13 protein-coding genes are annotated in these 14350 nt (G+C 68.9%); 8 read left to right on the forward strand and 5 right to left on the reverse strand.

The genetic code is table 11. From position 1 onward, the window contains the following. The first annotated feature begins 57 nt into the window (after positions 1-57). The 5 genes from AC3WOH_RS04445 (at position 58) to htpX (ending at position 5135) form a co-directional block, all read left to right on the forward strand. Positions 58-1227, forward strand: a complete 1170-nt coding sequence (locus AC3WOH_RS04445) for a M20 family metallopeptidase (protein WP_492228193.1) — start codon at positions 58-60, stop codon at positions 1225-1227. Positions 1228-1253: 26 nt separating this feature from the next. Further along, complete coding sequence (locus AC3WOH_RS04450; RefSeq protein WP_492228194.1) at positions 1254-2255, forward strand: Bug family tripartite tricarboxylate transporter substrate binding protein; 1002 nt, start codon at positions 1254-1256, stop codon at positions 2253-2255. 50 nt (positions 2256-2305) lie between these two features. Then, entirely contained in the window at positions 2306-3352 is a 1047-nt protein-coding gene (gene pyrC, locus AC3WOH_RS04455) for a dihydroorotase (protein ID WP_492228195.1), read from the forward strand. Continuing rightward, positions 3337-4095 carry a DUF3025 domain-containing protein gene (locus tag AC3WOH_RS04460; RefSeq protein WP_492228196.1) on the forward strand — a complete coding sequence of 253 codons (759 nt, stop codon included), beginning with the start codon at positions 3337-3339 and terminating at the stop codon, positions 4093-4095. Before pyrC ends, AC3WOH_RS04460 begins: the two co-directional genes overlap by 16 nt. Before the next feature lie 164 nt (positions 4096-4259). Beyond that, the gene (htpX, locus tag AC3WOH_RS04465; RefSeq protein WP_184859404.1) at positions 4260-5135 is read left to right on the forward strand and encodes a protease HtpX; all 876 of its coding nucleotides are present in this window, start codon (positions 4260-4262) and stop codon (positions 5133-5135) included. A 75-nt stretch (positions 5136-5210) separates the two neighbouring features. On the opposite strand, the gene AC3WOH_RS04470 is transcribed toward htpX, so the two are convergent. Continuing rightward, the gene (locus tag AC3WOH_RS04470; RefSeq protein WP_492228197.1) at positions 5211-5909 is read right to left on the reverse strand and encodes an SDR family oxidoreductase; all 699 of its coding nucleotides are present in this window, start codon (positions 5907-5909) and stop codon (positions 5211-5213) included. Positions 5910-5961: 52 nt separating this feature from the next. Continuing rightward, positions 5962-7095, reverse strand: coding sequence for a thiolase family protein (locus tag AC3WOH_RS04475; protein WP_492228198.1), 1134 nt, complete (start codon positions 7093-7095; stop codon positions 5962-5964). A gap of 91 nt (positions 7096-7186) precedes the next feature. On the opposite strand from AC3WOH_RS04475, the gene AC3WOH_RS04480 reads away from it, so the two are divergent. Next, complete coding sequence (locus tag AC3WOH_RS04480) at positions 7187-7768, forward strand: TetR/AcrR family transcriptional regulator (protein ID WP_492228199.1); 582 nt, start codon at positions 7187-7189, stop codon at positions 7766-7768. 149 nt (positions 7769-7917) lie between these two features. After that, positions 7918-9489: a methyl-accepting chemotaxis protein gene (locus AC3WOH_RS04485; RefSeq protein ID WP_492228200.1), complete on the forward strand. Its 1572-nt coding sequence runs from the start codon at positions 7918-7920 to the stop codon at positions 9487-9489. A 10-nt stretch (positions 9490-9499) separates the two neighbouring features. On the opposite strand, the gene AC3WOH_RS04490 is transcribed toward AC3WOH_RS04485, so the two are convergent. Next, positions 9500-10537, reverse strand: a complete 1038-nt coding sequence (locus AC3WOH_RS04490) for a GlxA family transcriptional regulator (RefSeq protein WP_492228201.1) — start codon at positions 10535-10537, stop codon at positions 9500-9502. 107 nt (positions 10538-10644) lie between these two features. On the opposite strand from AC3WOH_RS04490, the gene AC3WOH_RS04495 reads away from it, so the two are divergent. Beyond that, entirely contained in the window at positions 10645-11991 is a 1347-nt protein-coding gene (locus tag AC3WOH_RS04495) for an amidohydrolase (protein WP_492228202.1), read from the forward strand. A 6-nt stretch (positions 11992-11997) separates the two neighbouring features. Here AC3WOH_RS04495 and AC3WOH_RS04500 read toward each other — a convergent pair whose 3' ends face one another. Further along, positions 11998-12540, reverse strand: a complete 543-nt coding sequence (locus tag AC3WOH_RS04500) for a VUT family protein (protein ID WP_492228203.1) — start codon at positions 12538-12540, stop codon at positions 11998-12000. Between the two features lie 9 nt (positions 12541-12549). Continuing rightward, positions 12550-14280, reverse strand: a complete 1731-nt coding sequence (locus tag AC3WOH_RS04505) for an NAD(P)/FAD-dependent oxidoreductase (RefSeq protein ID WP_492228204.1) — start codon at positions 14278-14280, stop codon at positions 12550-12552. Positions 14281-14350: the final 70 nt, after the last annotated feature.

The raw sequence follows: 14350 nt of genomic DNA on the forward strand, positions 1-14350 counted from the left end.
ATGCAACACTTTCGCCCCACAGCCACTCCGCTTGGGGCGTGGATGACAAAGGAAAACATGCAGGATACCCTTGAAGAAAGCCGTGCCCAGGTGCGCGCACGCATCCTGGCCTGGCTGGCGGGCCAGCAACAGGCCATGCAAGACCTGTTGCAGAAGGTGGTGGACATCGACAGCGGCAGCCGCGACGAAGCCGGGGTGACCGCGGTGGCCGCCGCGTTGCGCGAGCGGCTCGTGGCCGCCGGTGTGGCGGTCGAGTTCGTGCCCGTGCCGGGCTATGGCGTGCTGCTGCAGGCCCAGGTGCCCGGGCCCACCGACGGGGCACCCATCCTCCTCATGGGCCACATGGACACCGTCTACCCCGCAGGCACGGTGGCGCGCCGCCCCTTCCGTGTCGACGCGGGCCGGGCCTACGGCCCCGGCGTGGCCGACATGAAGTCGGGCCTGGTGATGAATGTCTTCGTGGCCGAGGCCTTTGCGCGCTGCGGCGGGCTCAGGGCGCCGCTGCGGCTGTTCTTCTCGTGCGACGAGGAGATCGGCTCGCCCGCCACACGCGAGCAGATCATGCAGGCAGCCCGCGGCGCGCGCGCCGTGCTCAATGCCGAGCCCGGCCGTGTCAGCGGCAACCTGGTCACGAGCCGCAAAGGCTCCATGGCCGTGGAATTCGAGGTGGACGGCGTGGCCGCGCACGCGGGCATCAACCCTGCGGCCGGTGCCAGTGCCATCGCCGCCATGGCGCACAAGATCCTGGCCCTGCACGCGTTGACCGACCCGGCCGTGGGCACCACCACCAACGTGGGCGTGGTGCAGGGCGGCATCGTGCCCAACATGGTGGCGCCATTGGCCAAGGCCGAACTCGACGTGCGCTACACGGCCGAGACCGATCCCGACGAACTGTTCGAGCGCGTGCGCGCCATCGTCGAGGTCGAAAGCCTGCCGCGCACCCAAGGGCGCATCACCGGCATGCGCCGCACCCTGCCCATGAAGCCCACGCCCGATGCATTGCTCGCGCTGTACCAACGCGGCGCCGAATCCCTGGGCTTTGCCGTGCAGGGCGAGTTCACCGGCGGCGCGGCCGACAGCGGGCTCACGGCCTCGGTCGGCGCGCCCACGCTGTGCGGCACCGGCCCCGTGGGCGGCCACCCGCACACCGAGCGTGAGTACTGCGAGCTGTCCACCCTGGTCCCGCGTGCCCAGGCCGTGGCGCTGGCCATCTTCGACCACCCCTGACTTCCAACGATCCGAGAGCAGACCCCATGAACCCCTTGCTGCAACCCAACCGCCGCCACGTCCTCAACGCCGGGCTCGGGCTGGGCCTCGCGGGCCTGGCGCCGCTGGCCGCCCAGGCCGACGAGAAATTCCCCGCGCGCCCTATCACCCTGGTCGTGCCCTTCCCACCCGGAGGCTCGGTGGACATCATGGCGCGCCAGTATTCGGAGCCGCTGTCGCGCATCCTGGGCGTGCCCATCGTGGTGGAAAACCGCGCGGGCGCGGGCGGCTCGGTCGCCTCGCTGGCCGTGGCGCGTGCCAAGCCCGATGGCTACACGCTGGTCGTGTCGTCGCAGAGCAGCCACCTGGCCAACCCGCTGACCCAGCCAAAAGTCGGCTACGACCCGGTCAAGGATTTCGAGAACATCGCCATCCTGGGCCGCCAGCCCAACGCGCTGGTGGTGCACGCGAGCCTGCCCATCAAGTCGGTCAAGGAGTTCGTCGAGTACGCGAAGAAGAACCCTGGCAAGCTCAACTACGGCAGCGGCGGCATCGGCAGCATGGGCCAGCTCAACGTGGAGATGTTCAAGGCGGTCACGGGCGTGTTCACCACCCATATCCCCTACCGCGGCGGCACACCGCTGATCACCGCCGTGCTGGCCAACGAGGTGCAGTTCATCCTCGACAACCTGGTCATCATGCTGCCGCATGTGCAGTCGGGCAAGGTGCGCGCCCTGGCCGTGGCCTCCGACCAGCGCCTGCCGCAATTGCCCGACGTGCCCACCATGGCCGAGGCGGGCTACCCCGAACTCAACCTCACCTCGTGGACCGGCCTGGCCGCACCGGGTGGCACCCCCGAGGCCATCGTGCAGACCCTGCACAAGGCCGTGCGCCAGGCCGCGATGGCGCCGGCCATGGTGGCCAACCTCAAGGAGCGCGGCGTGATCGTGCCCGAGGAAATGAGCCCCGCCGCCTTCGAGAAGATGATGGCCGAGCGCATGGTGAAGTTCGGCGACGTGGTGCGCAAGGCCGGCATCACTGCCGAGTGATGGGCCTGCCGGAGAGCAGGGCGGTGGCCGGGAATGGGACAATAGCGCCCATGACTGCAGCCGCCCCCACCAACACCCTCACCATCACCCGCCCCGACGACTGGCACCTGCATGTGCGCGACGGGGAGCCCTTGCTCACCGTGGTGCCGCACACGGCCGCCCAGTTCGGGCGCGCCATCATCATGCCCAACCTGCGCCCGCCCGTGACCACGGCCGAGCAGGCCCTAGCCTACAAGCAGCGCATTCTGGCGGCCGTGCCCGCGGGCGTGCAGTTCGAGCCGCTGATGACGCTGTACCTCACCGACAACCTGCCGCCCGAGGAAATCGTGCGCGCACGCGCGGCCGGCGTGGTCGCCGCCAAGCTCTACCCCGCTGGCGCCACCACCAACAGCGACGCCGGCGTGACCGACCTGCGCAAGACCTACAAGACGCTTGAAGCGATGCAGAAGAGCGGCATGCTGCTGCTGGTGCATGGCGAGGTGACCAGCAGCGACATCGACCTGTTCGACCGCGAGGCGGTGTTCATCGAGCAGCAACTGATTCCGCTGCGCCGCGACTTCCCCGAGCTCAAGATCGTCTTCGAGCACATCACCACCAAGGATGCGGCCGACTATGTGAACGCGTCCGACCGCTTCACGGCCGCCACCATCACGGCGCACCACCTGCTGTACAACCGCAACGCCATCTTCATCGGCGGCGTGCGTCCGCACTACTACTGCCTGCCCGTGCTCAAGCGCGAAACGCACCGTGTGGCCCTGGTGCAGGCTGCCACCAGCGGCAGCGCCAAGTTTTTCCTGGGCACCGACAGCGCGCCGCACCCCGCCCACCTCAAGGAACACGCCAGCGGCTGCGCCGGCTGCTACACCGCCCATGCGGCGATGGAAATGTACGCCGAGGCCTTCGACAACGCGGGCGCTCTGGACCAGCTCGAGGCCTTCGCCAGCTTCAATGGTGCCGACTTCTATGGCCTGCCGCGCAACACCGGCACCATCACGCTGCGCCGCGAATCCTGGACGCCACCGGACAGCTTTGCCTTTGGCGAGGCCGAGCTCAAGCCCCTGCGCGCCGGCGAAGCGCTGCCGTGGCGCCTGGTCTAGAGGCTATTGACTGGGCCGCCGCCTGGCTGGCCCCGTACCGGGCCACCGGGCAGGCCGTGGCCCAGCAGGTGCTGGAGCAGGGGGCGCCCGTGCACCAGGCGCTGCAGTGCCCATCGGCACCGGTGCAGTTCGCGCCGCAGCATGACCTGCCCGAGGGCACGGCCTATGAGCAGCACATCTTCGACACCGGCCGCGTGCCCACGCGCGAGAACCTGCACGACTTCTTCAATGGCCTGGTCTGGCGGCAATTTCCGCTGGCCAAGCGGCGGCTGAACGAGTTGCAGGCCGGCGCCATCGCGGCGCACGGCATTGGTGCGGTGCGCGGCTCGCTGCGCGATGCGATCACCGTGTTCGACGAGAACGGCGCCCTGCTCGATGCGCCCGACCCGATCTGGCAGGCGCTGCAGGCACGTGAATGGACGCGCCTGTTCGGGGACCTGCGCCCGCTGTGGCATGAGGCCCGGCTGCTGCTGTTCGGCCACGCATTGCTGGAAAAACTGGTGGCACCGCGCAAGCCCATCGTCGCGCATGTGTACCGAGTGCAGTGCGCTATGGATTCAATAGCGAATTCCGACGCCTGGCTGGCGCAGCAGATCGAGCCCGCGAACTGGTCCACCAAGCCTTTCACGCCGCTGCCGGTGCTGGGTGTCCCTGGCTGGTGGCCGGCCAATGAAGATCCGCAGTTCTATGCCGATCCGCAGGTGTTCCGCCCCCCCCGTGCCGTGTCGGACAAGGCGCAGTAATTCCCGTCAGCGACTGTGTGATAAGGGTGTTCTTCGCGATTCGCCCTACCATACCGCGACGGGAAACTGCGGCATGCGGTCCCTGGGGGCAGGGCGCTTGAATCGCGCCCGGATACCCCCCATCTAGTCCGCAGTTCCTTGTCTACCCACGGAGAGCACAGAACATGAAGCGGATTATTTTGTTTGTACTGACCAACCTGGCCGTCGTTGTCGTGCTGGGGGTGGTCGCGAGCCTGCTGGGCGTGAACCGCTACCTCACGGCCAACGGGCTCAACCTGGGCGCGCTGCTCGGCTTTGCGCTCATCATGGGCTTTGGTGGCGCGATCATCTCGCTCCTGATCAGCAAGCCCATGGCCAAGTGGACCTCGGGCGTGCGCGTGATCGATGGCTCCGGCTCGCCCGACGAGCGCTGGATCGTCGAGACCGTGCGCAAGTTCGCCGACCAGGCCCAGATCGGCATGCCCGAAGTCGGCATCTTCGAAGGCGATCCCAATGCCTTCGCCACGGGGGCCTTCAAGAACTCGGCGCTGGTCGCGGTATCCACCGGCCTGCTGCAGGGCATGACGCGCGAGGAAGTCGAGGCCGTGATCGGCCACGAGGTGGCCCACATCGCCAACGGCGACATGGTGACCATGACGCTGATCCAGGGCGTGATGAACACCTTCGTGGTGTTCCTGTCGCGCGTCATCGGCTATGCGGTGGACAGCTTCCTGCGCAAGAACGACGAGAACAGCTCGGGCCCCGGCATCGGCTACTACGTGACCACCATCGTGCTCGACATCGTGCTGGGCTTCGTGGCCGCCATGATCGTGGCCTGGTTCAGCCGCCAGCGCGAGTTCCGCGCCGATGCGGGCGCTGCCCAGCTCATGGGCCGCCGCCAGCCCATGATCAACGCCCTGGCCCGCCTGGGCGGCATGCACCCGGGCGAGCTGCCCAAGAGCGTGGCCGCCATGGGCATTGCCGGTGGCATCGGCAAACTGTTCAGCACCCACCCGCCCATCGAGGAGCGCATCGCGGCGCTGCAGAACAAGCAGGGTTGATGCGAGGGGCGTGCCCCTGACGGAAAAAGACAACGCCGCCGGGTGCGAACCCGGCGGCGTTTTCTTTCTTGGCGCTCAGCCTGCGTAGGCGGGCGCAGCGCTGGAAAGGGACTGCTTCACATGGCGTGTGGTGTCGTCCGCCAGCACCTCGGCCAGGCCTGTCTCCACGCCCTGTAGCGCCAGGCGCGCCACGTCGAGCGGGGCGGCCTTGGGGGCGTCGAGGCCGCGCGTCATGTCGGTGTCCATGTAGGCCACATGCAGGCTGGTCACCTGCGTGCCCTGGGCACGCAGTTCGTTGCGCAGGCCGTTGCTCAGCGACCAGGCGGCGGCCTTGGAGGCGCTGTAGGTGGCCACGCCGGGAATCGTGAGCCAGCTGAGCACCGACAGCACGTTGAGCACAGCGCCGCCGCCGTTGGCCTTCAGCACCGGGGCAAAGGCCTGGGCCACAGCCCAGGGACCGAAGAAGTTGGTCTCGAACTCGGCGCGGGCCGCCGCCATGGCATCTGGGGTGCCGAGGAAGCTCGATCCGCGCGAGATGCCGCTGTTGTTCACCAGCAGCGTCACGTCGGGGCAGGCGGCCACGGCGGCGGCGATCTGGGCGGGGTCGGTCACATCCAGCTGCACGGGCACCACGCCCGGCAGGGTGACGGTCGATGGGTCGCGCGCTGCGGCGTAGATCTTGCGCGCACCGGCAGCCAGGGCCGCCTGGGCAAAGGCCAGGCCCAGGCCCCGGTTGGCACCGGTGATGAAGACGACGGAGTTCTGGAGTTTCATGGAGCAGTCCTTGGGAGAAGAGGGTGGAGGGAGAAAAAGTGGGAGGCGGCAGTCACAGGGCCTGCAGCACCGTGGCAATTCCCTGGCCGCCGCCGATGCATTGCGTGGCCAGCGCGTAGCGCCCGCCCTGGCGTTGCAGCAGGGCCGCGGCCTTGCCGGTGATGCGTGCGCCCGTGGCGCCCAGCGGATGGCCGATAGCCATGCCGCCGCCGTCGAGGTTGATGGTCTCGGGCTTGAGGCCCAGCTCACGGATGCAGGCCAGCGCCTGGGAGGCAAAGGCTTCGTTGATCTCCTCCACGTCCAGCTCGGCCGCCGTGATGCCGGCGCGCTCCAGGGCCTTGCGCGATGCGGGAATCGGGCCGATGCCCATGTACGCCGGGTCCACGCCCGCCGTGGCCATGGCCACGATGCGGGCCAGTGGTGCCAGGCCATGGCGTGCCGCATAGGCCTCGCTGGTCACGAGCACGGCGGCGGCGCCGTCGGTCAGCGGCGACGAGGTGCCGGCCGTGACCGTACCGGTGTCGCGGAAGGCCGGCTTGAGGCCGGCCAATGCTTCGGGCGAGGTGCCGGGCCGGATGCAGCCGTCCTCGGCCACCACCTGGCCATCGGCCAGGGTGATGGGCACGATCTCGCTGCGCAGCAGGCCGGCTTCGCGCGCCGCGGCCGCCTTGCGGTGCGACTCGAAGGCCAGTTGCTCCTGGTCGGTGCGCGATACACCGTAGCGCTCTGCCACGTTCTCGGCCGTCTCGCCCATCGAGATATAGGCATCGGTCTCTTCGTACAGCACGGGGTGGGGAGAAAAGGTCAAGCCACCCTGAGGAACCATGCTCATCGATTCCACGCCCAGGCACAGGTAGGCCTCGCCCAGGCCTGCCTCGATCTGCGCGGCGGCAATGTGCACGGCCGACATGGACGAGCCGCAAAAGCGGTTCACCGTCATGCCGCTGACTTCGTGCGGCAGGCCCGCCAGCAGCGAGGCAATGCGCGCAATGTTGTTGCCCTGCGCGCCCTCCGGGTAAGCGCAGCCGGCGATCACATCGTCCAGCGTGGCCGGGTCGAGGCCGGTGCGTTGCACCAGGTCCTTGATGAGTTCGGCAGCCAGGGTGTCGGGCCGCACCGCGGCCAATGCGCCCTTGCGGGCGAAGTGGAAGGGGGTGCGGGCGTACGCGGAGATCAGGGCTTTCATGGGCAAATCCTGGTTGGTTAAATGTCAGTCGACATGAATAAATATAAATGTCGATCAACATGTAAAATAAGTCAAGCACCAGGAGGCAACCATGAAAGTGACAAGGGCGCAGGCCGAGGCCAACCGCGAACGCATCGTGGATGTGGCAGGCGCGTTGTTCCGCGAAAAGGGTTTCGACGGTATTGGCCTGAACGAGCTGATGCAGGCCGCCGGGCTGACCCGGGGCGGCTTCTATGGCCATTTCGAGTCCAAGGACGAACTGGCCAGCCTGGCCTGTGAGCGCGCACTCGCCGCCAACAACCACTACTGGGAGGAGCTGGCGGCCAAGCCGCCGGCCGAGGCATTGCAGGCGCTGGTGGGCTTTTACCTGTCGGACCAGCACTGCCAGCACATGGCCCATGGCTGCGCGATGGCCGCGCTGGCCGGCGATGTGGCCCGTGCCGGCCCAGCACTGCAGGGGCCCTTCGAGGCCGGGGTCGAGAATTTTCTGCAGGTGCTGGAACCGCTGGTGCGAGGCCAGGGGCCGGCCGAGCGCAGGGAGCAGGCCCTGGCCACCTTGTCGCAGCTGGTGGGGGCTTTGGTGCTCGCGCGGGCCGTGCAGAGCCCGGAACTGTCCAAGGATCTGCGCGCTGCGGCGGGGGCCGCGGTGATGAGGGAGCGAGCGGCGGGCTGATCCGGGTGGAGGCTTTCTGCCAGCCACGGGGATGGTGGGCGGCTGATGGGGCTCAAGTTGGCGTCATGGAATGACGATATAAGGGAAAACCCGGGTTTTTGGCCTTGCGCTGCCCGGAGCACCATTGACCCCAGGAGTTGATTCCCACCATGTCCCTCTCCCAAACGCGTGTCGCGTTCCGCCTGGCCCTGGCCTTTGGCGTCGTCTGTCTTGTCATGTCCCTGTCCGCCGCCGTGGGCATCTGGCGGCTGGCGGAACTGCAGGACATTGCCGATGACCTGGGCGGCAATTCCTCCGAACGTGCCCTGTTGGCGCGCGAGTTGCACGCCATCGTGGTGCTCAGCTCGGTGCGCGCCGAAACCCTGCTCGAAATCGACAACCCGGCCTATGCCGCACGCATCGATGCCGACCGCAAGACCACCTCGGCCCGCTCCAGCGAAGTGCGCAAGCGCCTGGACGAACTGGCCGAGGATGCCCCGTCCCAGCGCCTGTTCGACGCCATCGACAAGGCCGGCAACCAGTTCCGCAGCGTGCGCGACGACCTGGTCAAGCGCCGCAAGGCCGGTGAGGCCCTGCCTGCCGATGCCATTGCCGGCACCTTGCGCCCGGCCGCCGATGCCTATGCGAAGGCCGTGGACGAACTGGCCGAGTACCAGCGCCAGCGCGTGACCGATGCGCGCGAGGCGGCCCTGCGCAGCGAGCGGCAGGGCAAGCTGCTGCTGGCCACGGGCTCGGCCGTGGGCCTGCTGTTGAGCCTGGTGTGCGCCTGGCTGCTGTCGCGCTCCATCCTGCGACCGCTGGCCCTGGCTTCGGGCGTGACCGACCGCATCGCCGAGGGTGACCTGACCTCGCACATCCCTGCCGTCGACGCCGGCAACCGCGATGAGCTGCAGGCCCTGATGGCCCGCCTGGGCGGCATGCAGGAACGACTTGCCGCACTGGTAGTGGGCATGCGCGGGGCGAGCAGCTCGGTGGCCGATGCCAGTGGCGAGATCGCCGCGGGCAACACCGACCTGTCGGCGCGCACCGAGCAGACGGCCTCCAACCTCGAGGAGATCGCGGCCAGCATGGAAGAGCTGCTGGCCACCGTGCGCCACAGCGCCGATGCCGCCGCGCAGGCCAGCAGCCTGGCGACGGGCGCGAGCGGCGTGGCGCAGCGCGGCCGCGAGGCGGTGGACCGCGTGGTCGGCACCATGGACGGTATCGCCCAGTCCTCGCGCCGCATTGCCGACATCACCAGCGTGATCGATGGCATCGCCTTCCAGACCAACATCCTGGCACTCAATGCCGCGGTGGAGGCCGCGCGGGCCGGGGAGCAGGGGCGCGGCTTTGCCGTGGTGGCCAGCGAGGTGCGCAGCCTGGCCCAGCGCAGCGCCACGGCCGCCAAGGAGATCGGCGGCCTGATCAGCGAGAGCGTGCGCCAGGTGGACGAAGGCTCGCAGCTCGTGCACGCGGCGGGCGGCACCATGGGCGAGATCGTCGACTCGGTGAAGCAGGTGGCCACCATCATCGGCGAGATCAGCACGGCGGCGCGCGAGCAGACCTCGGGCCTGAGCCAGGTGGGCGAGGCCGTCTCGCAGCTCGACCAGATGACGCAGCAGAACGCCGCGCTGGTGGAGGAGTCATCGGCCGCCGCCCAAGGCCTGCGCATGCAGGCGCAGCAGCTGGCCGAGCTGGTGGAGGCCTTCCGCCTGCCGGCCAGCAGCATCGCACTGCGCTGAGCCAGTCCTTTCAACCGGCTGCCACATCCACCCGCCAGCGCCGGCGCGGCGCGCGCAGTGCATGGCGCTTGCGGTACTCGGCGGGCGGCATGCCCATGTGGCGCACGAAGATGCGCCGGAAGGCCGCCGGGTCCGCGTAGCCGCAGGCCGCGGCGATGCTGGGCACACTCTCCAGCGTCACCTCCAGCATCACCTTGGCGCGTGCGCAGCGCAGGGCATGCAGGTGGTCGAGCGGCGACTGCGACAGTTCGGCCTGGAAATGCCGCAGCAGCGTGCGCGTGCTCACAGCGGCCGCCTCGGCCACGCGTGTGAGCGAATAGGGCTCCTCCAGGTGCTCTTCCATCCAGGCGATGGCGCGCGCCAGCGTGCTGTCGCGCGTTGCGGGGATGTGCTGCTGGGCGTTGGCCTGCAGCGCGGCCTGGGCGCGCGCCGGGTCGGGGCGCATGACCGTGGCGCAGGCCTCGCCCAATTCTGGGCCCAGCGCGTGGCGCACCAGGGCGATGGCCAGGTCCACGAGCGTATGGGGCAGGGCGCCGCTGAGCCAGGGGCCGTCCTCCGCCCAGTCGCGCCCTGGGGCCAGCGCGATGCCGGGGAAGTCCCGGGCAAAGCCGGCCATGTAGAACCAGGGCAGGCAGGCCGTGCGCCCCTGCAGGCGGCCACTGGCCGCAGCCAGCCAGGCGCCATTGCCCACCGTCAACAGCCTGCACCCGGTGTCGATGGCAATCCCGATCTGGCGCACCAGGGCCGGGTGGCGCTCGACCACCTGCCGTATGGCCGGGATGTCCGCCGCATGGAACGAGGGCACGAAGACCGCCTGGGCAGGCCCCACGTCTGCGCTGTCGCTGTACGCCTCCCAGGGCGCGGGCAATGCCGGCAAGGGCTGACCGCCCGCGTCCAGCAGGCGCCAGGCCAGCCGCGGCGCCTGGTGGCCCTGCCGCAGGCGGGCCAGCAGGTTGGCGCTGCGCAACAGATCGATGAACTGCAAGGCGTTGCCCAGGGCGGACCCGGGCAGCAGGCGGATGTCGACGCGAAAGAAGCTGGCAGGCATGGCGATATTGGCTTTGTGGATGGCGATTTTCGCTTGTCATGAAACAACTTGCTGCTCTTAGCATGAACGGGCGTTCGTTTTCCTCCACCCCTGCACCTGCCCTTCCAATGCACAAAAAACTCTCCGCCATCGCCTTCGCCGCCAGCCTCGTGGCCGGCAGCCTGACCCTGGTTTCCACCGCCCATGCCCAGGCGCTCGACGCCACCGGCCTGCAGGCCATCGATGCCGCCGTGAATGGCGTGGCCGGCAAGATGGTCAACTGGCGCCGCGACATCCATGCCCATCCCGAACTTTCGGGCCAGGAAGTGCGCACGGCCAAGCTGGTGGCCGAGCACCTCAAGCGCTTGGGCATGGAAGTGCAGACCGGCGTGGGCGGCACCGGCGTGGTGGGCATCTTGCGCGGCGGCCTGCCGGGCAAGGTCGTCGCCTTGCGCGCCGACATGGATGCGCTGCCCGTGCCCGAGAACACCAACCTGCCTTTTGCTTCCAAGGTCAAGGCCACCTACCTGGGCAAGGAAGTGCCGGTGATGCACGCCTGCGGACACGATGCCCACGTGGCCATGCTCATGGGCGCGGCCGAAGCGCTGGCCGGCATGCGGGCCCAGTTGCCCGGCACCATCAAGTTCATCTTCCAGCCCGCCGAAGAAGGCGCGCCGGTGGAGCCCGATGCCAATGGCAAGGTCCCGAGCTTCGGTGCCAAAGCCATGGTGGAGCAGGGCGCGCTCAAGGACGTGCAGGCCATCTACGGCCTGCATGTCACGGCCAACCTGCCGGCCGGTGTGGTGGGTTACCGCAGCGGTCCGCTGATGGCGGGCTCGGACAACATCAGTATCCAGGTGGAAGGGCGCGGCGGCCACGGCTCTTCGCCCTGGAACGCGGTGGACCCGGTGGTGGCGGCCAGCCAGGTGGTGCTGGGCCTGCAGACGGTGGTGAGCCGCCAGCTCAACATCAGCAAGGAGCCGGCCGTGATCACCATCGGCTCCATCCATGGCGGCACGCGCTACAACATCATTCCCGACAACGTGGAGCTCCTGGGCACGCTGCGCACCTTCGACGAAGAGATGCGCCAGGAAGCGCTCAAGCGCATCACCGCCACTGCCGAGTCGATTGCGGCATCGAGCGGTGCCAAGGCCAAGGTGCGCTTCGGCCCCGTGGCCTACCCGGTGACGAGCAACCCCGCTGCCTTGACCGAGGCTTCGCTGCCCGCGCTCAAGCTGGCCACGGGCGGCAAGACCATGGTCATCCCCAAGGTCAGCGGCTCGGAGGACTTCTCCGAGTTCCAGAAGGTGGCGCCGGGCTTCTTCTACTTCCTGGGCGCACCACCCAAGGGGGCGGACTTCAACAAGGCACCCTCCAACCACTCGCCGCTGTTCGACATCGACGAAGACCAGTTGCCCGTGGGAGCCCGCACGCTGGCGGCGCTGGCGGTGGACTTCCTTCAGCGCAGCAAATAAGGCGGGTCAGGCGGCCGCGCCGCCCGAAAGGCGCTGGCCCATGAGCAGCCGGAACGGCAGCAACAGGGCCACGCCCAGCGCGAGCTTCACGGCCAGGTCGCCCAGTGCCCAGGTGACCCAGGGGTCGCTGGTGCCCGCAAACGCGATGCTCCAGAACACGGCCGTGTCCAGCACGGCGGCCAGCAGCGTGGCCACCAGCGGCGCGCGCCACCAGCTGCCATGGCGCAGCCGGTCGAACACGCCGATATCGAGCCACTGCGACAGCAAAAAGGCCGTGCCCGAGGCCACGGCGATGCGCGCCGGTGCCAGCACCAGCGAGGCCGCCACAGCCACCGCAAACCCCACCCAGGCCAAGCGCCGTGCTTGCAGGGGCCCGTGGCGGCGGTTCACCAGCTCGCTGACCAGAAAGGCCACCGGGTAGGTGATGGCGCCCCAGGTCAGCCAGTCGTTGATGGGGAATTGCACCAGGATGTTGGACGCCAGCACCACGGCGGCCATGGCCAGCGCGGCGACGGTGAATTGCGTGCGTGTCGGGGTGGTGAGCAGCATGCGTCTTCCTCAGGCGGTACCCAGCATGGCGCGGGCCACGGCCTCGCCGACCTTGATGCCGTCCACACCGGCCGACAGGATGCCGCCGGCATAGCTGGCGCCTTCGCCCGCGGGGTACAGGCCCGCGGTGTTCAGGCTCTGCAGGTTCTCGCCGCGCCCGATCTTGAGCGGGGACGAAGTGCGCGTCTCCACGCCCGTCAGCACCGCGTCGTGCATGTCGAAGCCCTTGATCTTGCGGCCGAAGGCCGGGAAGGCTTCGCGCAGCGCTGCGATGGCATAGCCGGGCAATGCGGCATGCAGGTCGCCCAGCGCCACGCCGGGCTTGTACGAGGGCATCACATCACCGAGCTGCTTCGATGGCCGGCCGGCGACGAACTCGCCCACCAGCTGCCCTGGTGCGCTGTAGTCGCTGCCGCCCAGCACATAGGCGTTGGATTCGAGCTGGCGCTGCAGCACGATGCCCGCGAGTGGGTGGAACTGCCCGGCCGGCTGTGCCTCCACGCCGTAGGTGCCGCCCAGGTGCTGGGCAAAAGCCTCGGCATCGCGTGGGTAGTCGCTGGGGTCGATGCCCACCACCATGCCGGCATTGGCATTGCGCTCGGCGCGCGAGTACTGGCTCATGCCGTTGGTGACCACGCGGCCCGGCTCGCTGGTGGCGGCCACCACGGTGCCGCCGGGGCACATGCAGAAGCTGTAGACGGCGCGGCCGTTGGCCGCGTGGTGCACCAGCTTGTAGTCGGCCGCACCCAGCAGCGGGTGGCCGGCGTGGCGGCCCCAGCGCGCGCGGTCGATCACGCCCTGCGGGTGCTCCACGCGGAAGCCGATGGAAAACGGTTTCGATTCCATGGCCACGCCGCGCTCGTACAGCATGGCGAAGGTGTCGCGCGAGCTGTGGCCCAGCGCCATCACCACATGGTCGGCGCGCAGTTCGGTGGTCTCGCCCGTGGCCTGGTTCAGCACCTTGAGGCCGCGCAGGTGCCGTTGGTCGCCCGTGCCCTCGACGATCACGTCGGTCACGCGCTGCTCGAAACGGATCTCGCCGCCCAGAGCGGTGATCTGCTCGCGCAGGTTCTCCACCACCTTCACGAGCTTGAAGGTGCCGATGTGCGGGTGCGCCACGTAGAGGATTTCCTCGGGCGCGCCGGCCTTGACGAATTCGCCCATGACCTTGCGGCCCAGGTGGCGCGGGTCCTTGATCTGGCTGTAGAGCTTGCCGTCGCTGAAGGTGCCGGCACCGCCCTCGCCGAACTGCACATTGCTCTCGGCATGCAGCTCGCGCTTGCGCCACAGGCCCCAGGTGTCCTTGGTGCGCTCGCGCACCGTCTTGCCGCGCTCCAGCACGATGGGCTTGAAGCCCATCTGCGCCAGCACCAGCGCGGCAAAGATGCCGCAGGGCCCGAAGCCCACCACCACCGGGCGCAGCGGCAGCTCGGCAGGCGCCTGGCCCACCGGATGCCAGGCCATGTCGGGCGTGGCCTGGATGTGCGGGCGGCCAGCATGCCGGGCCAGCAGCGCGGCCGTGCGCGAGGGGTCGGCCAGCGTGAGGTCGATGATGTAGACCGCCAGCAGGTCGGCCTTGCGCGCATCGAAGCTGCGCTTGTGCACCTGCACGGCGGCGATATCGGTGGGGGCGATGCCCAGGATCTGGACGGCCTGGGCGCGCAGCGCGTCCAGCGGGTGCTCGGCGGCGTCGGCCGGCACGGCTGCCAGCGGCAGCTTGAGTTCGGAAAGGCGGATCATGGTCTTGCAGGCCCGTGTCGATCGGGCGGAGGCAATGTCGTGGGGCCGCTATTTTAAAGGAGGAGGCCTT

It is taken from the genome of Acidovorax sp. FW305-C-20-28, assembly GCF_058783375.1.